The 18,365-nt window shown below is 62.8% G+C and carries 23 protein-coding genes and 2 tRNA genes; 18 read left to right on the top strand and 7 right to left on the bottom strand.

The features are described 5' to 3' along the window. Positions 1 to 62: 62 nt before the first annotated feature. The gene (gene ftsY, locus IQ24_RS18025) at positions 63 to 1,115 is read right to left on the bottom strand and encodes a signal recognition particle-docking protein FtsY (protein ID WP_145399676.1); all 1,053 of its coding nucleotides are present in this window, start codon (positions 1,113 to 1,115) and stop codon (positions 63 to 65) included. Positions 1,116 to 1,249: 134 nt separating this feature from the next. Beyond that, positions 1,250 to 2,179: a class I fructose-bisphosphate aldolase gene (locus tag IQ24_RS18030; RefSeq protein WP_145399677.1), complete on the bottom strand. Its 930-nt coding sequence runs from the start codon at positions 2,177 to 2,179 to the stop codon at positions 1,250 to 1,252. Positions 2,180 to 2,302: 123 nt separating this feature from the next. Here IQ24_RS18030 and IQ24_RS18035 point away from each other — a divergent pair, with 123 nt between their 5' ends. Beyond that, complete coding sequence (locus tag IQ24_RS18035; protein ID WP_145399678.1) at positions 2,303 to 2,566, top strand: hypothetical protein; 264 nt, start codon at positions 2,303 to 2,305, stop codon at positions 2,564 to 2,566. Positions 2,567 to 2,629: 63 nt separating this feature from the next. On the opposite strand, the gene IQ24_RS18040 is transcribed toward IQ24_RS18035, so the two are convergent. Continuing rightward, a complete protein-coding gene (locus IQ24_RS18040) occupies positions 2,630 to 3,826 on the bottom strand; it encodes a phosphoglycerate kinase (RefSeq protein ID WP_145399679.1) in 1,197 nt (398 codons plus the stop codon). Between the two features lie 165 nt (positions 3,827 to 3,991). Between IQ24_RS18040 and IQ24_RS18045 the strand changes: the two genes are divergently transcribed. The 3 genes from IQ24_RS18045 (at position 3,992) to IQ24_RS18055 (ending at position 5,755) form a co-directional block, all read left to right on the top strand. Then, the gene (locus IQ24_RS18045) at positions 3,992 to 4,501 is read left to right on the top strand and encodes a peptidylprolyl isomerase (protein ID WP_145399680.1); all 510 of its coding nucleotides are present in this window, start codon (positions 3,992 to 3,994) and stop codon (positions 4,499 to 4,501) included. Next, a complete protein-coding gene (locus IQ24_RS18050; protein WP_145399681.1) occupies positions 4,491 to 5,087 on the top strand; it encodes a peptidylprolyl isomerase in 597 nt (198 codons plus the stop codon). The genes IQ24_RS18045 and IQ24_RS18050 overlap by 11 nt, the downstream gene beginning before the upstream one ends. 92 nt (positions 5,088 to 5,179) lie before the next feature. Next, complete coding sequence (locus IQ24_RS18055; RefSeq protein ID WP_145399682.1) at positions 5,180 to 5,755, top strand: DUF2585 domain-containing protein; 576 nt, start codon at positions 5,180 to 5,182, stop codon at positions 5,753 to 5,755. 54 nt (positions 5,756 to 5,809) lie between these two features. Here the strand turns inward: IQ24_RS18055 and tyrS are convergent, their stop codons facing one another. Then, positions 5,810 to 7,054, bottom strand: coding sequence for a tyrosine--tRNA ligase (tyrS, locus tag IQ24_RS18060; protein ID WP_145399683.1), 1,245 nt, complete (start codon positions 7,052 to 7,054; stop codon positions 5,810 to 5,812). A gap of 56 nt (positions 7,055 to 7,110) precedes the next feature. Between tyrS and IQ24_RS18065 the strand changes: the two genes are divergently transcribed. The 6 genes from IQ24_RS18065 to IQ24_RS18090 all read left to right on the top strand — a co-directional run bounded on the left by IQ24_RS18065 (position 7,111) and on the right by IQ24_RS18090 (position 11,389). Then, positions 7,111 to 8,226, top strand: a complete 1,116-nt coding sequence (locus IQ24_RS18065) for an anhydro-N-acetylmuramic acid kinase (RefSeq protein ID WP_145399684.1) — start codon at positions 7,111 to 7,113, stop codon at positions 8,224 to 8,226. A 107-nt stretch (positions 8,227 to 8,333) separates the two neighbouring features. Beyond that, a complete protein-coding gene (locus IQ24_RS18070; RefSeq protein WP_145399685.1) occupies positions 8,334 to 9,224 on the top strand; it encodes a PRC-barrel domain-containing protein in 891 nt (296 codons plus the stop codon). 143 nt (positions 9,225 to 9,367) lie between these two features. Beyond that, positions 9,368 to 9,444: transfer RNA gene (locus IQ24_RS18075), tRNA-Asp, on the top strand. Positions 9,445 to 9,472: 28 nt separating this feature from the next. Continuing rightward, a tRNA-Asp gene (locus IQ24_RS18080) sits at positions 9,473 to 9,549 on the top strand. A gap of 160 nt (positions 9,550 to 9,709) precedes the next feature. Continuing rightward, positions 9,710 to 10,594: a hypothetical protein gene (locus IQ24_RS18085; RefSeq protein WP_145399686.1), complete on the top strand. Its 885-nt coding sequence runs from the start codon at positions 9,710 to 9,712 to the stop codon at positions 10,592 to 10,594. A gap of 252 nt (positions 10,595 to 10,846) precedes the next feature. Then, complete coding sequence (locus IQ24_RS18090; protein WP_145399687.1) at positions 10,847 to 11,389, top strand: AAA family ATPase; 543 nt, start codon at positions 10,847 to 10,849, stop codon at positions 11,387 to 11,389. A 55-nt stretch (positions 11,390 to 11,444) separates the two neighbouring features. On the opposite strand, the gene IQ24_RS18095 is transcribed toward IQ24_RS18090, so the two are convergent. The 3 genes from IQ24_RS18095 to IQ24_RS18105 are packed head-to-tail and all read right to left on the bottom strand — an operon-like array spanning position 11,445 to position 13,055. Then, the gene (locus IQ24_RS18095) at positions 11,445 to 11,714 is read right to left on the bottom strand and encodes a hypothetical protein (RefSeq protein ID WP_145399688.1); all 270 of its coding nucleotides are present in this window, start codon (positions 11,712 to 11,714) and stop codon (positions 11,445 to 11,447) included. Beyond that, complete coding sequence (locus IQ24_RS18100; RefSeq protein ID WP_145399689.1) at positions 11,663 to 12,511, bottom strand: hypothetical protein; 849 nt, start codon at positions 12,509 to 12,511, stop codon at positions 11,663 to 11,665. The genes IQ24_RS18095 and IQ24_RS18100 overlap by 52 nt, the downstream gene beginning before the upstream one ends. Before the next feature lies 1 nt (position 12,512). Then, positions 12,513 to 13,055, bottom strand: a complete 543-nt coding sequence (locus IQ24_RS18105) for a ParB/RepB/Spo0J family partition protein (RefSeq protein ID WP_158637566.1) — start codon at positions 13,053 to 13,055, stop codon at positions 12,513 to 12,515. Positions 13,056 to 13,267: 212 nt separating this feature from the next. Between IQ24_RS18105 and IQ24_RS18110 the strand changes: the two genes are divergently transcribed. The 8 genes from IQ24_RS18110 (at position 13,268) to IQ24_RS18145 (ending at position 18,348) form a co-directional block, all read left to right on the top strand. Continuing rightward, on the top strand, positions 13,268 to 13,450 hold the full coding sequence (locus IQ24_RS18110) for a hypothetical protein (protein ID WP_145399691.1): 183 nt from the start codon (positions 13,268 to 13,270) through the stop codon (positions 13,448 to 13,450). A 533-nt stretch (positions 13,451 to 13,983) separates the two neighbouring features. Next, entirely contained in the window at positions 13,984 to 14,169 is a 186-nt protein-coding gene (locus IQ24_RS18115; protein WP_145399692.1) for a hypothetical protein, read from the top strand. A 61-nt stretch (positions 14,170 to 14,230) separates the two neighbouring features. Continuing rightward, positions 14,231 to 14,752: a hypothetical protein gene (locus tag IQ24_RS18120; RefSeq protein ID WP_145399693.1), complete on the top strand. Its 522-nt coding sequence runs from the start codon at positions 14,231 to 14,233 to the stop codon at positions 14,750 to 14,752. A gap of 109 nt (positions 14,753 to 14,861) precedes the next feature. Continuing rightward, positions 14,862 to 15,335, top strand: a complete 474-nt coding sequence (locus IQ24_RS18125) for an SspB family protein (RefSeq protein WP_145399694.1) — start codon at positions 14,862 to 14,864, stop codon at positions 15,333 to 15,335. 87 nt (positions 15,336 to 15,422) lie between these two features. Beyond that, positions 15,423 to 16,820, top strand: coding sequence for a class II fumarate hydratase (fumC, locus tag IQ24_RS18130; RefSeq protein ID WP_145399695.1), 1,398 nt, complete (start codon positions 15,423 to 15,425; stop codon positions 16,818 to 16,820). A 313-nt stretch (positions 16,821 to 17,133) separates the two neighbouring features. Next, positions 17,134 to 17,313, top strand: coding sequence for a DUF4169 family protein (locus IQ24_RS18135; protein ID WP_145399696.1), 180 nt, complete (start codon positions 17,134 to 17,136; stop codon positions 17,311 to 17,313). Further along, positions 17,306 to 17,569: a ribbon-helix-helix domain-containing protein gene (locus IQ24_RS18140; protein ID WP_145399697.1), complete on the top strand. Its 264-nt coding sequence runs from the start codon at positions 17,306 to 17,308 to the stop codon at positions 17,567 to 17,569. The genes IQ24_RS18135 and IQ24_RS18140 overlap by 8 nt, the downstream gene beginning before the upstream one ends. Positions 17,570 to 17,607: 38 nt before the next feature. Next, complete coding sequence (locus tag IQ24_RS18145) at positions 17,608 to 18,348, top strand: YebC/PmpR family DNA-binding transcriptional regulator (protein WP_145399698.1); 741 nt, start codon at positions 17,608 to 17,610, stop codon at positions 18,346 to 18,348. Positions 18,349 to 18,365 lie beyond the last annotated feature (17 nt).

The following is an 18,365-nucleotide window of genomic DNA, read 5'->3' on the forward strand; positions in this document are numbered from 1 at the left end:
TTGCGCCGGTTGGCGCGGTCGCGTTTGGGTATTTAGGCAACGAAGAAGCGGGCCGGGGTCCTTCAGGCGTCGAGGCCGACAAGTGCTTTGGCGAAGTCGCGGGGGTCGAAGGCGTCGAGGTCGTCGATCTGCTCGCCCACGCCGATGGCGTGGATGGGCAGGCCGAAGCGATCTGCCAGCGCGACCAGAACGCCGCCGCGCGCCGTGCCGTCCAGCTTGGTCATCACGAGGCCCGAGACGTCGGCAAGCTTCTGGAAGGTCTCAACCTGCGAGAGCGCGTTCTGACCGGTGGTCGCATCCAGCACCAGAAGCGTATTATGCGGCGCAGAGGGATCCTTCTTGCGGATCACGCGGACGATCTTGGCAAGCTCCTCCATCAGGTCCTGACGGTTCTGCAGGCGGCCTGCGGTATCGATCATCAGAAGTTCGGCGCCATCGGTTTCGGCCTTGACCATGGCGTCGAAGGCGAGACTCGCGGGATCCGAGCCTTCCGGCGCGGTCATGACGGGAACGCCTGCGCGCTGACCCCAGACTTGCAACTGCTCGACCGCAGCAGCGCGGAATGTGTCGCCGGCGGCGATCACGACGTTCTTGCCTGCCGCCCTGAACTGGCTGGCCAGCTTGCCGATGGTCGTGGTCTTGCCCGAGCCGTTCACGCCGACGACCAGCACGACCTGAGGGCGCTTCGGGAAGATCGGCAGAGGCCTGGCGACCGGGGCCATGATCCGCGCGATCTCATCTGCCAAAAGCTCTTTGAGTTCGGTTGATGAGACGCGCCGCCCCATCCGCCCCTCGGCAATGTTTGCGGTGACCCGCAACGCTGTCTCGACGCCCATGTCAGCCTGGATCAGCATTTCCTCTAGCTCTTCCAGCATCTCGTCATCGAGTTCGCGCCGGGGCTCGTCCGAGGCACTTCGACCGAAAAGGCGACCGACAATGCCGGGCGCTGGCGTAGCCACAGGCTTCGACGGCTCTGGCGCGACAGCCGGGCTCGCCGCAATCGGCGCCTCAACCTGCGTCTCGCCGCCACCCTCGGCCACGATATCGTCCAGCCCCGCGCCGATCTTTGACGAGGAACGCGTCAGCCTGTCCCGCAGTTTTGAGAAAAACGACATGCAACCATCCTCTTGTCAGCAACAGGCAACCTAGGAGCTAAAGCCGAAAAGGAAAAGGGCGCGACAGGCGCACCCTTCTTCTTTCATGTGGAAATATCCCGGGGGTGTGGGGGCAGCGCCCCCACTTCGCCCGCTCAGGCCTTGCCCAGATAGATGTCGACAAGCTTCTGCAGCATCGCCAGCGCATCCTCGCGCGAGCGCTGGAAGCTGTTGCGACCGATGATCGAGCCATTGCCGCCGCCATCGCGGATCGCGCGGGCATCATCATAGACCGCATCGGCACCTTTCGCTGCACCGCCCGAGAAGACGACGATGCGGCGGCCGTTGAACGAGGCCTGCATGCAATGCTCGACGCGCTTTGCCTGGGTCGCGATGTCGATCTTCTTGTCCTCATAGACCTTCTTGGCTTCCGCCAGCATCAGATGGTCGGTCGAGAGCTTGATCTTGATGATATGGGCACCGATCAGCGCGGCGATCTGGGCCGCGTAGGCCGCGACGTCGATGGCAGTCTCGCCATCTTTGGTGATCGCCTCACCGCGCGGATAGGACCAAACGACCGAGGCCACGCCTTTCGCGGCGGCCTCTTTGCGCATCTCGACGATCTCTTCGATCATGTCGAGCGCCATGTCCGAGCCCGGATAGATGGTGAAACCGATGGCCGAGCAGCCCAGACGCAGCGCGTCATCGACCGAAGCGGTGATCGCCTGATTCTTGCCAGCGGTGTTCGACATCAGCGAGTTGGCCGAGTTCACCTTGAGGATCGTCGGGATCTGACCGGCGAAAGTATCGGCACCGGCCTCGATCATGCCAAGGGGCGCGGCATAGGCGTTCAGGCCCGCGTCGATTGCCAGCTGATAGTGGTAATGGGGGTCATAGCCGCCGGGGTTGGGCGCAAAGCTGCGCGCCGGGCCGTGCTCGAAGCCCTGATCGACCGGCAGGATGATCATCTTGCCGGTGCCGGCCAGCTTGCCGGTCATCAGCATGCGCGCAAGCTGCGCCTTCACGCCGGGGGTTTCGCCTTCGTAATTGGCCAGGATCTTGCGAACGGTATCTGTCATCTTCATCGGAAACCTCCATCAAACTTGCGGGTTGCTTATCAAACCGGCGGACAAGAGCAATCGGGATTGCGCTAACGGAACCCCGTGATCGCGAAAGCGTTGATCCTGCGTGACAACAGGAGACTGGTCATGGCAAATGAAGACCCCGATGGAATTCCCGAACAGGTCCGCCAGAACCGACCGTTCTTTGCCGTATTCGCATTCGCGATCGTCGTGGCAATAGGCACGTTCCTTTTCGTTCTGTCCCGCGACACCGAAAGCGTCGATATCGAGCGCAATGCGCCGCCTGCGGCGGAAGCGCCGGCAGCCTCGACCGAGAGCCCTGCCGTGCCCGAAGCTCCGGCGGCGGAACCGGACGCGGCCGCGCCTGCGACGCCCCCGGCTTCGAACTGAGGGGCAGGGCGGGCAAATGAAAAGGGCGCCCTTCGGCGCCCTTTCAATCAGGTCTGAGGATGCTCAGCGCTTGGCCAGAACAGCAACGCCCGGCAGGGTCTTGCCTTCCATCCATTCAAGGAACGCGCCACCTGCAGTCGAGATGAAGGTGAAATCCTGCGCCACGCCCGCCTTGTTCAGCGCGGCGACGGTATCGCCGCCACCGGCGACCGACACCAGCTTGCCTTCACGCGTCAGGCGCGCGGCCTCTTGTGCAGCGGCATTGGTTGCGGCGTCGAAAGGTGCGATCTCGAAGGCACCCAGCGGGCCGTTCCAGATCAGGGTGCGGCAGGTCTCGAAGACGCCGCGGATCGCCGCGACGGTCTCGGGGCCCGCATCCAGGATCATCGCATCGGCGGGGCAGGCGTCGGCGGGCAGAGTTTCCGAGGGCGCATTGGCCCGGAATTCCCGCGCGACGACGATGTCGAGCGGCAGATGGATGGTGCAGCCCGCGCTTTCGGCCTTCTCCATGATCTCGTTCGCGGTCTCGGTCATGTCGCGTTCGGCCAGCGATTTGCCGACCTCGATGCCGCGCGCCACCATGAAGGTATTGGCCATGCCGCCGCCGATCACCAGATGGTCGACCTTCTGGATCAGGTTGCCCAGCAGCTCGAGCTTGGTCGAGACCTTGGCCCCGCCCACCACGGCGACGACCGGACGCTCGGGCGTGCCAAGCGCGGCGTCGAGCGCCTTGAGTTCCGCCTCCATCAGCCGACCGGCGGCCGAGGGCAGAAGCTTCGCGATGCCATCGGTCGAGGCATGGGCGCGATGCGCCGCCGAGAAAGCGTCGTTTACATAGGCCTGACCCAGGGCCGCCAGCGAGGCGGCAAAGGTCGGGTCGTTCGTTTCCTCGCCCGGATAGAAGCGGGTGTTTTCCAGCAGCAGGACATCGCCCGGCGCGAGATCCGCGACAGCGCGCTTGGCCGGGCCGCCGATGGCCTCATCCGAGAATTTGACCGGCTGCCCGAGGGCGGCCTCAAGTGCGGGCAGGACGACCCGCAGGCTCATGCTGTCGACGCGCTGCCCTTTGGGGCGGTCGAAATGGGCCAGAAGGACCGGGATGCCGCCCTTGGCCTGAATGTCCTTGATGGTCGGAACGATCTTGTCGATCCGCGTGGTGTCCGTCACCTGACCGGCTTCTACGGGGACGTTCACGTCCACGCGCACCAGCACCACCTTGCCATCCAGATCCAGGTCGTCGATCGTATTGAAGTCGGCCATCTCTTATCCTTCGTCAATCGCGGTCTTGCGCATTTGACAGGGGTTTTCACCCATGATGAATTTTTCGTCAACCTGCCGTGCCAATGAACCTCAACCCGAACGCGGCGTTGTCGATTGGCATCAGATTGCGTATCTGTCGCAACAAGCCACATGAAGGAGACGTCCATGGCCGATATCAAGGATCCCGAAAATACCGTCATCATCACGTTGAAGGACGGCCCGGTCGTCATCGAGTTGCTGCCCGATGTCGCCCCCAAACATGCCGAACGCATGAAGGAACTGGCCCGCGCGGGTGCCTATGACAACGTGGCTTTCCATCGCGTCATCGATGGTTTCATGGCGCAGACCGGCGATGTCGAGCATGCGAACATGGAAAAGGATTATAACCCCGGCCGCGCAGGCACGGGCGGTTCGGACCTTCCCGACCTTCCGGCGGAATTCTCGCGCCTGCCGCATGACCGTGGCACGCTGGGTGCTGCGCGCTCGCAGAACCCGAATTCGGCCAACAGCCAGTTCTTCATCAATTTCAAGGACAACCATTTCCTGAACGGCCAGTATACCGTCTATGGCCGCGTCATCGAGGGTATGGAGCATGTCGACAAGATCGCCCGTGGCGAGCCGCCGGCAAAGCCCGACCGCATGATCTCGGTGAAGGTGGCGGCCGATGCGGAATAAGCTGCTGATCCCTGCCGCGCTGGTCCTCAGCGCGACTGCCGCCTCGGCTGCGGGTCTGCCCGGCGTGACCGACGGCCCCGGCCCGAACCTGGTGATCGAGGTCGCCGGTGCCGATGGCACCGCCAAGGGCACCATCGTGCTGGACCTTTACGCCGACAAGGCGCCCAAGCATGTCGAGCGGCTGGTGTCGCTGGCCAAGGCGGGCTCGTATGACGGGGTGGTCTTTCACCGCGTGATCGACGGCTTCATGGCGCAGACGGGCGACGTCCAGTTCGGCAAGCAGGGTGGTGACACCGCGCGCGCCGGTATGGGCGGGTCGGATCTGCCCGACCTCAAGGCCGAGTTCAACGATGTCTCGTTCCAGGCGGGCACCGTCGGCATGGCGCGCTCGCAGAACCCCAACAGCGCCAACAGCCAGTTCTTCATCGATCTGGCCCCGGCCGATTTCCTTGACGGCCAGTACACGGTCGTCGGCCAGCTGGTCGATGGCTGGGACGTGCTGAACGCCATCAAAAAGGGTGATGCCGCCGCCAATGGCGCGGTTGTCGGCCCCGATTACATGGCGAAAGTCACCGTTCAGGAATGATCCTGACGCTTTGATCATCAAGGCCCCGCGTGCGTTGCGCGGGGCCTTTCTTAAAGATCACCCGGCTTTTGCCCGCAAACCCAAGGGAACGCATGCAGCCCCGCCCAACCGCAGGCCCTCGCGCCGCCTATCTTCTGACCGGCGCGATCATCGCGCTTGCTGCGGCCTATCTGCTGTGGATCGGGCGCGAGCCGATCTGCACCTGCGGCTATGTGAAGCTGTGGCACGGGCAGACGAACAGCTCGGAAAACTCGCAGCATATCAGCGACTGGTACAGCTTCTCGCATGTGATCCACGGCTTCCTGTTCTATCTTGCCCTGCGCTATCTGACGCCCCGGCTGAGCTTCGGCTGGCGGCTGTCGATCGCCACGCTGGTCGAGGCCCTGTGGGAAATCGTCGAGAATTCCGACGCCATCATCGAGCGCTACCGCGCCGTCACCATCTCGCTGGATTATTACGGCGACAGCGTCCTGAACTCGGTCGCAGATATTCTGGCGATGGTGCTGGGCTTCTGGCTGGCCGCGCGGCTGCCGGTCTGGCTGACCGTGGCGCTGGCCGTGGGCTTTGAGGCGATGACGATCTGGCTGATCCGCGACGGGCTGGCGCTGAACGTGCTGATGCTGGCCTGGCCTCTGGATGCCGTGCGCGAGTGGCAGGCCGCGATGTGACGAAAAAGGGCGCCGGATTTCTCCGACGCCCTGATGCTTTCAGGTCAGCGGCGTTCAGCCGACCTGCACCATGCGGTGCTTTTTCTTGCCCACCGAGACCTTCAGCCCGTCCCCGATCATCGCCGCATCGACGGTGACCTGCGGGTCGCTGACGGCTTCGTTGTTCAGGCGCAGGCCGCCTTCGGCGATCAGGCGCTTGGCCTCTTTCCCCGAGGGCGCGATGCCGGTCTGAACCAGCAGCTGCACCACCGAAAGCCCCTCGGCCAGCGTCGCGGCCGGGATGACCACGGTCTCAAGATCGCCGCCCGCGCCGCCTTCCTCGAAGACCTTGCGCGCTGTCGCCTCGGCGCTGGCGGCGGCCTCGGCCCCGTGCAGCAGCGTGGTCACGGCATTGGCAAGGATCACCTTGGCCTCGTTGATCTCGGATCCCTGCAGCGCGCCCAGACGGTCGCATTCCTCAACCGGAAGCTCGGTATAAAGCTTCAGGAAGCGGCCCACATCGGCATCGGTCGAGTTGCGCCAGAACTGCCAGAACTCATAGGGCGACAGCATCTCGCCGTTGAGCCAGGTCGCGCCACCGGCCGATTTGCCCATCTTGCGCCCGTCCGAGGTCGTCAGCAGCGGCGAGGTCAGGCCCCAGATTTCCTTGTCCAGCACGCGCCGGGTCAGGTCGATCCCGTTGATGATATTGCCCCACTGGTCCGAGCCGCCCATCTGCAGCCGCACGTCGTAGCGGCGGTAAAGCTCAAGGAAGTCATAGGCTTGCAGGATCATGTAGTTGAATTCAAGGAAGCTCAGCGACTGTTCCCGGTCCAGACGCGACTTCACTGATTCAAACGACAGCATGCGGTTCACGCTGAAGTGGCGGCCGATGTCGCGCAGGAATTCCAGATAGTTCAGCCCGTCCAGCCATTCGGCGTTGTTGAGCATCATCGCCTTGCCGTCGCTGTAATCGAGGTAGCGGGCAAAGACCTTCTGCATCCCGTCGATGTTCGACTGGATCGCGGCATCGTCCAGAAGCGGACGCTCATCGCTGCGGAAGCTGGGGTCGCCCACCTTGGTCGTGCCCCCGCCCATCAGCGTGATCGGGCGGTTCCCGGTTTTCTGGAACCAGCGCAGCATCATGATGTTCAAAAGGTGGCCGACGTGCAGGCTGGCCGCCGTCGCGTCATAGCCGATATACGCCGTCACCGGCCCCTGAATCAGAGCATCGTCCAGCGCCTGCATGTCGGTGCAATCGGCCAGATAGCCGCGCTCGATCATCACGCGAAGGAATTCGGATTTGGCATGGTATGTCATGATCTTTTCCTTTCGAATGGTGCGGATATATCGGGTGCCAGACAGAAGGAAAAGCCATGGCAGATGGATTCGTCCGGGCATTGGGGATGATGTCGGGCACCTCGCTGGACGGGGTGGACGCGGCCATGCTGACGACTGACGGCCAGCGCATCGGCGCCTTCGGGCGCAGCGCCTATCGCGCCTATTCCGGCAATGAAAGCGGATTGCTGCATGCGGCACTGGGCCAATGGCCGGGCGGACCGGATGTGGCCGAGGCGGCGGGGCTGTCCGTTGCCGCCCATGCCGATCTGGCCGCCGGTTTTCCCGAGGCCGAGGTGATCGGCTATCACGGCCAGACGCTGGCCCATGATCCGCGCGGGCGGGGCACGCATCAGGCGGGCGACGGGGCTGCGCTGGCCCGCCAGACTGATCGTCCAGTGGTTTGGGATTTCCGCTCCGAAGACGTGCGTCAGGGCGGCGAGGGCGCGCCGCTTGCGCCTTTCTTCCACTGGGCCTGCGCCGAATGGGCGGTGGGGCAGGGCCATTTGGCGCCCGCCCCGGTCGCGTTTCTCAATCTGGGCGGGGTGGGCAATGTCACCTGGGTCGACCCTTCGGCGAGCGCGCCCGAGGCGCAGGGGGCCTGCCTTGCCTTCGACACCGGCCCCGCGAACGCGCCGCTGAATGACCTGATGCGCCAGCGCCGGGGGCAGGCGCAGGACCGGGACGGGGCGGTGGCCGCGCAAGGCGTCGTCGATGAGGCGGTCATTGCCCGTTTCCTGACCCATCCGCATTTTGCCCGCCCGGTTCCGAAATCGCTGGACCGCGACGCCTTTCCCGATCTTCTGGCCGAGGTGCGGGAACTGGCCGATGCCGATGCGGCGGCCACCCTGACGCATGCGGCGGCGGCGGCCGTGGCGGCGGGCCTGCCGCATCTGCCCGCCCCGCCGCAGCGCCTGCTGGTCTGCGGCGGCGGGCGGCTGAACCCCGTGCTGATGCAGGCCCTTCGGCAACGCACCGGGCTTGATGTCCTGCCCGTCGAAGAGATCGGGCTTGACGGAGATATGCTGGAAGCTCAAGCATTTGGCTGGCTTGCGGTGCGTGTTCTGAAGGGGCTGCCGACCTCGGGGCCGGGGACGACGGGGGCCCCGGGTCCGGTCTGTGGGGGGCGGATCAGCAGGCCTACGCATTCGTGATGTCCGAATTGTGACATTTATTTGGAACGCCTGGGTAAGGGCCGCGTTTGGCATTCAGACATGGCTCAAGGCCATTTGCGTTTAACGAGATCTGGAGGATCGTGTTCATGAAATCCATTCTGCTGGCGACCGTGGCGTCGCTTGCCCTGACGGGTGCCGGTTTTGCCCAAAGCGACGCGACGACGACGACGCCTGCGGTCACGCCGGATCCGGCTGCCAGCGCCGCCGAGACTGCTGCCGACAACGCCGTTGATGCGGCGAAAGAGGCCGCAAAAGAGGCCGAAAAGGCGGTTGGTGAGGCTGTGAAAGCCGCTGATGAAGCCGTGACGGACGCGACCAAGGCGGCAGGGGATGCCGCCAGCGACGCGGCGACCGCAGCCGAGGCTGCGGCCAGCGATGCCGCGAAGGCTGCCGACAAGGCCGCAACCGAGGCAGCCAAGACGGCGGATGAGGTTGCGACCGATGCCGCCACCGAAGCGGGCAATGCCGCCGATGCTGCGGCAGAGGCCGCGAGCGACGCGGCTGACAGTGCCACTGCCGCTGCCTCGCAGGCCGCAGATGACGCCGAGAAGGCGGCCGCCGAATCCCTCGCCGCCGCCGAGAAGGCTGTCGAGAAGGTGGCCCCGCCAGACGTGAAGGCTCCGGCGATCTCGGCGGAGGAGCCGGGCGTTCTCAGCTCATGGATCACCAGCCGTCATGTCTGGACCACGAACCAGCCCTCGACCACCGAATGGACCGATCCGCAGCTGACCGAGCGTCCCGCCGAATGGCAGGACATCGCCCGGATCAGCGATATCGTGCTGGATGATTCGGAAAACACCGTGGGCTATATCGCCGATATCGGCGGGTTCCTGGGGATTGGCGCGAAAAAGGTGCTGCTGGGCCGGGACGCGATCCATCTGGTCACCATCGGCAATGATTCCTTCTATGCGACCAACTTCACCAAGGAAGAGCTGCAGGCCCTTCCCGATTTCAACGAAGCCACGGTCCGCAAGTAGAAATTCCCGCTTTCATGCAGGAAACATGACGAAAAGGGGGCGCCGATGTGCGCCCCTTCACTTTTCTTCCGGAACGGCCTTGACGGGTCCCATTGCTATGCGTAAACCCGCCGCACTCTGGAGGCGATCCAGAGGTGGTCTGCGCGGTTGTAGCTCAGTTGGTTAGAGTACCGGCCTGTCACGCCGGGGGTCGCGGGTTCGAGCCCCGTCAACCGCGCCACCACCACCTAGTCGCCACGGAATGATGCGCGGTTGTAGCTCAGTTGGTTAGAGTACCGGCCTGTCACGCCGGGGGTCGCGGGTTCGAGCCCCGTCAACCGCGCCATTTCCTTCCCCTCTCATTGCGATACCTGCAGGCAAGCCGCTGCGCTTGCGGTTGAAACTGCGCGGGTCCTTGCCGAGCGATCTGCAAAACCGTTTACGATCAAAGGTTCGGGCGGGCACTATTGCCCAGCTTTCCTTGTTTCGAAGCGCGGGTTCCCGTCATGAGTGTCAACGCAGTTACCCCCTATCGTCGTGACTACAGTGTTTCTGCGGATGTGCCGAAGGTCGTGGTACCGCAAAAAGCGGCCCCCGCCCCGGACGAGAGCACGCCCGGACCAACCTCGGCGCCGACGACCGGTGCCACGCCTGCACCCCCGCCGACGAATGCACCAACGGCACCCCCCAGCCCGTCGCCCGGGCCGGCTCCGGTGCCTCCCGATCCGGCGATGAGTTCGCCTGAGGAGCAGAAGCTCGACGAAGAGGTTCGAGCGACGCTGAAGGACAAACCCGATGAGCTTGAAGCCTATGAGGAGCTGTTGACCACCTCCACCTTCGCCTACCCGCCCGGGAAGACCGAGCGGATTGCGATGCTTGAGCAGATCAAGAATTATCCCGAAACCAAGGTGATCGAGGGTTTCGGCCGCCTGGGTGACCGCGCCTGGTTCGCACAGCAGTCTGCCGAGGATCAGCAGCGCTCGGCCAAGATGGTCGCCTTCAACCTCAGTGACACGACGCCGAATGCGAACAAGGTGCGTGAAAACACCATGGACCGCGTTCTGGGCAGCGATGACGTCAAGATTGACTGGAGGGGCATCGAGTCAGAAACCGGAACTACCTATGGCGAGGCCGGCGAAAGCGGGATGTGGTGGTGGAAGGAAAAATACATCAACCTCAACAGCGATCTGGTGCCAGCAGGGCCGGGCAAGATTGATGCAGGTGATCAGGATGCGGTGCATGTCGTGGCCAATACGCTGGCCCATGAGATCAACCACACGATCACGCCGGGCGGTAACGAACAGTCCTACAGCTATTTCATGGACGAATACCGTGCGTGGTATGTGGGATATAAGGCTGAGAACGGGGAGCCGCCTGTTGCGGGTCGCTAGCTTTGCGACAAAAGTGCACTAGCTTTGCGACGGAAATTTTTTCGTCCCTGTCAGGATTGGGGCGCCTCTCGGATTTCCTAACGTGCTGACGGATGGCTTCATCGGCTCCTTGGCTAGGTCGACTTGAGACGCGAAGAGCCCATTGCTGACGTTCTCAGATGATGCTAGCGCTATAGCAGCGCGCATCAAGAAGGACCTGCATGGTCGAATGTATGCGCGTTCTCTCCCTTATTCTAAAAACGAGGATGGCACGTGCGTGACCATATGTTTGTCGTGACCGGTGGACCCGGTTCCGGCAAGAGCACACTGATCGACGCCCTGCACGGCAGGGGATTTGCGTCTATGCCCGAGGCCGGGCGAGCGATCATTCGCGATCAAGTCCAGATTGGCGGAACCGCCTTGCCTTGGGCAGACAGAACCATGTTTGCCGAACTCATGCTCGGATGGGAGTTGCGGTCGTGGCATGAAGCTTCGGCGTTGGAAAGGCCGGTTTTTATGGACAGGGGAGTTCCCGATGTCGTCGGCTATCTGACGCTATGTGGCCTTCCGGTTCCCACCTATGTGGCGGCTGCTGCGGAGGCCTATCGCTACAACAGGAAGGTTTTCATCGCGCCATATTGGGAAGCCATTTTCGAGCAGGACGCCGAACGCAAGCAGGACCAAGAGGAAGCCGAAGCAACCGGCCAAGTCATGTCTGATACTTACGTCCGTTTCGGTTACCAGCTTGTTGAGCTTCCCAGAGTGTCAGTCGAAGAACGCGTTGCTTTCGTATTGGATCATCTGAACACAGAGTGACCGCTTCGTCCCGCAAAGCGGACACCCACGCTTACTGTCAATAGGCTGCCGCCGGTCACGGCACCACCCCCAGAAGATGCTTCATCAGGCGCATGCGGGTCAGGTCATCGGGCACTGACAGATAGGCCAGCCCGCCGTGGATGGTGAAGTTGCCTGCGGTGACCTCGAGCGCGTTGTCATTCCACCACACGTTGACCCCCAGCCGGGTGGTCGGAAGCGCCCTCTCGCCCTTCGGCTGGAAGCCCTGCAGCCAAGGGTAGGGGTCATCAAGGTTCAGGAACCGGGTCCGAGTGCCCCTCGGGCCGATGTATCCCTCGACCCACATGGGGTTGCCGACACCGCCCAATCGCCCGGCAACTGCGGCCGCCCGTCATAATCGTTGAACCGGCAGTAAAGCTCCCAGTAGAGCCGGTGGCCGGGGATGATCTTGGCGACCTGCTGGCCGTTGTGGCTGCACCATTGTTCGGCCGTTTTCTCATAGCGATCGAGGAAGGCCAGGAAGGGCGGGATATCGGTCCTGTCGGTTGCGTCCAGCCGCCAGGTCGGATCGTCGGCGGGCTGCGTCTCGACCATGGTCGAGGGCCAGATCGTCCAGAAGTAGATCGGCTTGTCGCCCGCCAGCTCGCGCCAGAGCGCAAAGTTTGCGTTGCTGGTGTTCCAGCCATGGTTGAAGCCATCGGCATTGAGCGGGACCGAATATGGCCCGCCCTCGGTGATCAGAAGCGCGTCGAAGGCGTCCATGTCGCGGCCGGGCAGAACCGGGCTGTATTCGTCGAGCGGGTCGAACGGCGCGGGCATCGGATCGGGGTACTGTTCATTATTGGCCCCGAACCGGGCCAGCCACCTTTGCCCCAGCGAGGAGCCGGGGATCGTCCATTTGCGCCAGTTCCGCGCCCCGTCGGGGTGATAGCTGGTCAGCGTCTGGCGGCGGTCATCCGCGCCCGAGAAGATCGCGTCGACCAGCGAGTGGCCGGTGTTGAGAATGCGGGAGCTGACGGTGATGGCACCGGGCGGCGTTGCCCCGGGTCCAAGCGCCTCGGCCGCGCCGCCCAGGAACAGGGTCGTATAGGCGGCCCCGGCAAGCAGGGCGCGGCGGGTGAGTTTGAGATTGACGACGGCCATGTCACACCTCGCGGCTGAAGCCGATGTTGCCGGGGCGGGCATTGCTGAAGGCGGTGGCCTCGGCCGTGGTGTCGAAGGCCTGCACCTGCGGCATGTTGGCCTCGAGCTGATCCACGCGCGCGGTCAGGGCGATGATAGCCTCCGCTTGCGCGCCAATGGCCGCTGCGGCCGAGGCGAGGCTTTGCGTCAGCCCGCCCAGCGATTCGGACAGCCCGCCATTGGCCTGTTCCAGTGCGGTCAGCCGAGCCAGCAACGCCTCGCTCAGGGCCAAGGGGCTGACCTCAGCCAGCTTGGCACCGTCATCGGTGTCCGCCTCTGCCAGGGTGGCGGGGATGGTGTCGCGGCCCAGCGATTGAAACGCATGGAGGCGGTGAAGACCCGCGACAAGGCGGTAGCCGTCGCCATGGGGGCGGACGACGATGGGTTGCATCAGCCCTTGCAGCTGGATGGATCCCACCAGACCATCGACCCATGCGGGGTCGAGATCGCGTGCGCGGTCGTTGCCCACCTCGATCGAGGTGAGCGGAAGCTCAAGAATATTCATGTGAGAAGATGCCTGTAATTCAGTAGGCGGCCCGCGCATTCGGCGCGCGATGCTCGTTGATTAGTGCTGGGTCGGGACGGCTAGGCCATTCAGAAGCAAGACTGCGAAGATCAGCGCCCCCATGAACAACAGGGTCCCGACACCATCCTTCACGAACTCCCTGTTTCTCATCCACCAGTCGCGCGCAGCGGCCATCATGGTTGGCGCAGCTGATGACCAGCATCAAGGGCAGGTTTATCCTTTCCCTGAATGACCTGCCGGAAGTGCGGGAGACCTTCGCATCTTTTGAGATGGATCATGTGCGCACGACCTACACCATCAGCACTCAGCGCCACCGGTCATCTGGTGATCGTGCTGAGCTTCTGATTTCCAACTGGCCGCTGCCTGCCTGTTAGGATCGCAGCGCGATAACGAAAACTGACAGAGGCTCAGTTCGGAAACCTCATCATCCATCGGATGCTGCTGGCAGCTTGGAATGTGGAAGTTTGCTGGGGTTTTGAGGTTTCCGAACTGGCACATCAGTTTCCGAAGCCGATTTCGGAAACATAGGGGCGTTGTCTGCACTATCTTGGACGGTTGCAGCACGCAGTGCGCCCCGCATCAGCCCCTTCATCTGTTATTTTATCAAATGTTATCAAGATGCTGCCAAATGATCGGCGTGTGCGGTCAATTTGACGGCTTCATGCGGGGTTTCCGAACAGTTTCACCGCGTTTTCGCGCCTTCCTCCGCATTTCTGGCGGCACGCCTGATCTGGGTGGAAGGCCGATTTCCTTTGCAATCTCAACGCCCTTAGAGGTTTCCGGCAGGGCAGGGGCTTTGTCGCAAAGTTAGTACCCCCCTACACCGCCTTCGGCCCGCGAAGCCTATGACCGCGCCTATTACCTGACCGAGAGCACCTCGGGCAGCTATGGCAATATCGGCGAAGCCATGCGCGACGACGGCAGCGACGACCAGAAGAAGATCCTGGAGTTTATGGCGGGGCTGATGGGGATGGATCCCGATGATGCGACCGTCGACAGCGTCAGCGACATGAGTAATTTCGACAACGATGGCGAGGCATCGGCGCCGGAGAAGACCTCGGATGATGACCCGAACAATCTGGACAATCACTGAGGTGCGCCGAAAGATGTTGTTGCGCGTGATCGGGGTAGGCTTGGGGATGGCAGGAATGGCAATGGCGGCAGAGCTGACCAGCGGTGACAAGGCCAGCATTCAAGAGGTGACCGGCATCCCCTCTGGGTCGTTGCAGGTGTCGCCGATCGCGTTTCCGGGGCTCAACGCATGCGAGTTGTTCGACGCGCTGGATCAGCGGATCAAGGGCGCGGATGCGGCCAAGGTCGTGGCGCGGATCTCGGGGAAATGGGTCGTGGCCTCACAGCCCGATGCGGCGCTTCAGGTGCTGGACGGCTGCGCCAGCGAAGGCGATGACGCGCGCGGGCTGGCGCTGTTGATCGGCACATTGCACCAGCCGCGGCTGGATGCGGTGACCGAGCTGAAATCGCCTCTGGTCGATACGATGCTGCGCAAGGCGGGGGCGAGTTTCCAGCCTCCGGAAAGCGTGAGGCAGGGAAATCAGCAGGTTGTCAGCTTCCTCGCGCTGGGGCCCGACGGCCAGTCGCTGCTGCGCGTGACCGCGAACTGGCAGCCGCGCGTCAGCCTGACCACAGTGATCGAACCGGTGGCAACCCAGAATTGAGCGGCCCACCGCCAGTGGCCCTGGCGCTTTGTCCCGGGACATGCGCGGCGGGGCTTTTCATCGGGACCCAATTGCCTATGCTGACCCTCAAATGACAGAGAGGAAGGCCATGGCACGCGGAATCGATTACGGTGGAATGATGCACCGGGCCATGCAGGGGCTGATCGCCGACGTCCTGAGGGCAGTGGCCTCGGAAGGCCTGCCCGGAGAGCACCACTTCTTCATCACCTTCGATACCCGCGATCCCGACGTGGAAATGGCCGACTGGCTGCGCGAGCGCTATCCCGAAGAGATGACCATCGTCATCCAGCACTGGTTCGATAACCTCGAGATCTCGCCCGAAGGGTTCAACATCACCCTGAACTTCGGCAACTCGCCCGAGCCGCTGTACATCCCCTTCGACGCCCTGCGCACCTTCGTTGATCCCTCGGTCGAATTCGGCCTGCGCTTCGAGACCCAGAACGAGGATGACGACGAGGACGAGACCGAGGAGGACGAGGACGACGATACCCCCGATCCTCCGCAGGGCGACGCGCCGAAGGGCGGGGCCGAGGTCGTCAGCCTCGACAAGTGGCGCAAATAGCCCCGACGTCTGCATACCTTTGCATACAGATTGCGAATCCCCGGTGGGCGGCTTAGAACCCCACGCGAAACCGTGAGGGAAACTGTCATGACCAAAACCACACGTACCGAAACCGACAGCTTCGGCCCGCTGGAAGTCCCCGGCGAGAAGTATTGGGGCGCGCAGACGCAGCGCTCGATCCAGAACTTCCCCATCGGCTGGGAAAAGCAGCCGGTTCCGATCATCCGCGCGCTGGGCGTGATCAAGCAGGCCGCCGCCGAGGTGAACATGGCGACCGGCAATCTTGACGCCAAGCTGGGCAAGGCCATGGTCGAAGCCGCGAAAGAGGTGGTTGCGGGCAAGTTTGACGACAACTTCCCGCTGGTGGTCTGGCAGACCGGCTCGGGCACGCAGTCGAACATGAACGCCAACGAGGTCATCTCGAACCGCGCCATCGAGATTCTGGGCGGTGAGCTGGGCTCGAAAAAGCCGGTGCACCCGAATGACCATGTGAACATGGGCCAATCCTCGAACGACACCTTCCCGACCGCCATGCACGTGGCCATCGCCATGCAGGCGCGTGACGTGCTGATCCCGGGCCTTGAAAAGCTGCACAAGGCGCTGGTCGCGAAGTCGGAAGAGTTCAAAGATATCATCAAGATCGGCCGCACCCATACCCAGGACGCGACGCCCCTGACCCTGGGTCAGGAATTCGGCGGCTATGCGCATCAGGTCGCCAAGGGGATCGAGCGCGTTAAGCTGGCGCTGGGTGACATCTATGAGCTGGCGCAGGGCGGCACCGCCGTCGGCACCGGCCTGAACACCAAGAAGGGCTGGGACACCGCCATCGCGGCCGAGATCGCCAAGATCACCGATCTGCCCTTCGTGACCGCGCCGAACAAATTCGAAGCGCTGGCCGCGCATGATGCGATGGTCTTCTTCTCGGGTGCGCTGAAAACCGTGGCCGGGTCGCTGTTCAAGATCGCCAATGACATGCGTCTGCTGGGCTCGGGCCCGCGCTCGGGTCTGGGCGAGCTGATCCTGCCGGAGAACGAGCCTGGCTCGTCGATCATGCCGGGCAAGGTCAACCCGACGCAGGCCGAGGCGCTGACCATGGTCTGTGCCCATGTCATGGGCAATGACGCGGCCATCGGCTTTGCCGGCTCGCAGGGGCATTTCGAGCTGAACGTCTATAACCCGATGATGTCCTATAACGTGCTGCAGTCGATGCAGCTTCTGGGCGACGCGGCGAGCTCGTTCACCGACAATATGGTGGTGGGCACGCAGGCGAACCTGCCGCGCATCGACAAGCTGATGAAGGAATCGCTGATGCTGGTGACGGCGCTGGCGCCGACCATCGGCTATGACAATGCCACCAAGGTCGCCAAGACCGCGCATAAGAACGGCACGACCCTTCGCGAAGAGGCGATTGCGCTTGGCTTCGTCGATGGCGAGACCTTTGACCGCGTTGTCCGGCCCGAGCAGATGGTCGGCCCCGAGGACTGAAACCCGGATTGATTTCCATATCGCCGCAAGGTGATTCGGGTATAGGATAAAGTGCTTCCGCAGAGATGCGGAAGCACTGTTCATATTGCGACCTCAATCCTTCCGCTTGCTTTTGCACTTGCCAGTCGCGATGATCTAACCCAAGGATCAAGAAAGGTTTTTCAACCGTCTGTTTTAATCCGGGCAAGAAATTCAAGCGGAACGGGCGGATTGCGGCCAATAGGATCAGAGACAGAACATTTAATGTCTAATATGTGCGTTTTAACTGAGTGGCCGATATTTTCGGCGTAGTTGAACTGGTCGTGGTCGTAATGTGACTAAGGTAATCAATCTGCGGCAGGTCCGCAAAGAACTGGCCCGTGCAAGCGCACGCCGTCAGGGCGACGAAAACGCGGCGAAATACGGCCGCAGCAAGGCACAGAAACTGGCCGATCTGACAGAGGCGGAATCGGCGGCAAGGAAACTTGACGCCCACCGGCGCGACGATGGTTGATCATCCGGTCATGACACCCCCGATCAAGCGGTCGGTGACCATCGACGGGCACCGCACCTCGGTCAGTCTGGAAGAGGCCTTCTGGATCGAATTGCGCCATATCGCGCGCCACAGCGGCGCGACGCTGGCCTCGGTGATTTCACTGGTCGATCACCAGCGCCCGCCCGAGGTTGGGCTGGCCACGGCCTTGCGCCTTTACGTCCTCTCGGAGGTGCAGACCGCCAGAACCCTTGCAGCGCGGGCCGTGCCTGACTAAAAACGCCCGCGAGAGAAAACACAGGACCTGAAAAACCAATGGCAGGCCATTCCAAATGGGCGAACATCCAGCACCGGAAGGGGCGTCAGGACGCCATCCGGTCGAAGCTGTTCTCGAAACTGGCGAAAGAAATCACGGTTGCCGCAAAGATGGGCGACCCCGATCCCGAAAAGAACCCGCGTCTGCGGCTGGCCGTCAAGGAGGCCAAGTCCAGCTCGGTTCCGAAGGATGTGATCGACCGCGCGATCAAGAAGGCGATCGGCGGCGATGCCGAGAACTATGACGAGATCCGCTATGAGGGCTATGGCCCCAATGGTATTGCGATCATCGTCGAGGCGATGACGGACAACCGCAATCGCACCGCGTCGAACGTGCGGTCGTATTTTACCAAGCATGGCGGCGATCTGGGCCAGACCGGCAGCGTGAACTTCATGTTCGATCGCAAGGGCGAGATCATGTACAAGGCCGAGGTCGGTGACGCCGACACGGTGATGATGGCCGCGCTGGAGGCCGGAGCCGACGACGTCGAAAGCGACGAGGAAGGGCACTGGATCTATACCGGTGACACCAACCTCGCCGAGGTGAACGCGGCGCTGGAGGCCTCGCTGGGCGAATCCGAGCATGCCAAGCTGATCTGGAAACCGCAGGCGCCGACGCTGATCGACCTTGAGACCGCGCAGAAGCTGATGAAGCTGATCGACGTGCTTGAGGATGATGACGACGTTCAGAACGTGACGGGCAATTTCGATATCCCCGAGGACGTGGCCGCGCAATTGTGAGGCCGGTGCCTCCGGCG

The organism is Paracoccus sulfuroxidans (genome assembly GCF_007830335.1).
In the GTDB taxonomy this organism is placed as follows: domain Bacteria; phylum Pseudomonadota; class Alphaproteobacteria; order Rhodobacterales; family Rhodobacteraceae; genus Paracoccus; species Paracoccus sulfuroxidans.

What these genes read in the sequence shown, in the direction of transcription:
- IQ24_RS18035 (WP_145399678.1), top strand. Translation starts at nt 2,303, where the DNA reads ATGGCAAATGAAGACCCCGATGGAATTCCCGAACAGGTCCGCCAGAAC.
- IQ24_RS18095 (WP_145399688.1), bottom strand. Translation starts at nt 11,714, where the DNA reads ATGTGGGTCGAGGGATACATCGGCCCGAGGGGCACTCGGACCCGGTTC.
- IQ24_RS18115 (WP_145399692.1), top strand. Translation starts at nt 13,984, where the DNA reads ATGCGCGACGACGGCAGCGACGACCAGAAGAAGATCCTGGAGTTTATG.
- IQ24_RS18065 (WP_145399684.1), top strand. Translation starts at nt 7,111, where the DNA reads ATGGCAGATGGATTCGTCCGGGCATTGGGGATGATGTCGGGCACCTCG.
- fumC (WP_145399695.1), top strand. Translation starts at nt 15,423, where the DNA reads ATGACCAAAACCACACGTACCGAAACCGACAGCTTCGGCCCGCTGGAA.
- IQ24_RS18140 (WP_145399697.1), top strand. Translation starts at nt 17,306, where the DNA reads ATGGTTGATCATCCGGTCATGACACCCCCGATCAAGCGGTCGGTGACC.
- IQ24_RS18070 (WP_145399685.1), top strand. Translation starts at nt 8,334, where the DNA reads ATGAAATCCATTCTGCTGGCGACCGTGGCGTCGCTTGCCCTGACGGGT.
- IQ24_RS18040 (WP_145399679.1), bottom strand. Translation starts at nt 3,826, where the DNA reads ATGGCCGACTTCAATACGATCGACGACCTGGATCTGGATGGCAAGGTG.
- IQ24_RS18085 (WP_145399686.1), top strand. Translation starts at nt 9,710, where the DNA reads ATGAGTGTCAACGCAGTTACCCCCTATCGTCGTGACTACAGTGTTTCT.
- IQ24_RS18120 (WP_145399693.1), top strand. Translation starts at nt 14,231, where the DNA reads ATGGCGGCAGAGCTGACCAGCGGTGACAAGGCCAGCATTCAAGAGGTG.
- IQ24_RS18045 (WP_145399680.1), top strand. Translation starts at nt 3,992, where the DNA reads ATGGCCGATATCAAGGATCCCGAAAATACCGTCATCATCACGTTGAAG.
- IQ24_RS18125 (WP_145399694.1), top strand. Translation starts at nt 14,862, where the DNA reads ATGGCACGCGGAATCGATTACGGTGGAATGATGCACCGGGCCATGCAG.
- IQ24_RS18100 (WP_145399689.1), bottom strand. Translation starts at nt 12,511, where the DNA reads ATGGCCGTCGTCAATCTCAAACTCACCCGCCGCGCCCTGCTTGCCGGG.
- IQ24_RS18105 (WP_158637566.1), bottom strand. Translation starts at nt 13,055, where the DNA reads ATGAATATTCTTGAGCTTCCGCTCACCTCGATCGAGGTGGGCAACGAC.
- IQ24_RS18145 (WP_145399698.1), top strand. Translation starts at nt 17,608, where the DNA reads ATGGCAGGCCATTCCAAATGGGCGAACATCCAGCACCGGAAGGGGCGT.
- IQ24_RS18050 (WP_145399681.1), top strand. Translation starts at nt 4,491, where the DNA reads ATGCGGAATAAGCTGCTGATCCCTGCCGCGCTGGTCCTCAGCGCGACT.
- IQ24_RS18110 (WP_145399691.1), top strand. Translation starts at nt 13,268, where the DNA reads ATGACCAGCATCAAGGGCAGGTTTATCCTTTCCCTGAATGACCTGCCG.
- IQ24_RS18030 (WP_145399677.1), bottom strand. Translation starts at nt 2,179, where the DNA reads ATGAAGATGACAGATACCGTTCGCAAGATCCTGGCCAATTACGAAGGC.
- tyrS (WP_145399683.1), bottom strand. Translation starts at nt 7,054, where the DNA reads ATGACATACCATGCCAAATCCGAATTCCTTCGCGTGATGATCGAGCGC.
- ftsY (WP_145399676.1), bottom strand. Translation starts at nt 1,115, where the DNA reads ATGTCGTTTTTCTCAAAACTGCGGGACAGGCTGACGCGTTCCTCGTCA.
- IQ24_RS18055 (WP_145399682.1), top strand. Translation starts at nt 5,180, where the DNA reads ATGCAGCCCCGCCCAACCGCAGGCCCTCGCGCCGCCTATCTTCTGACC.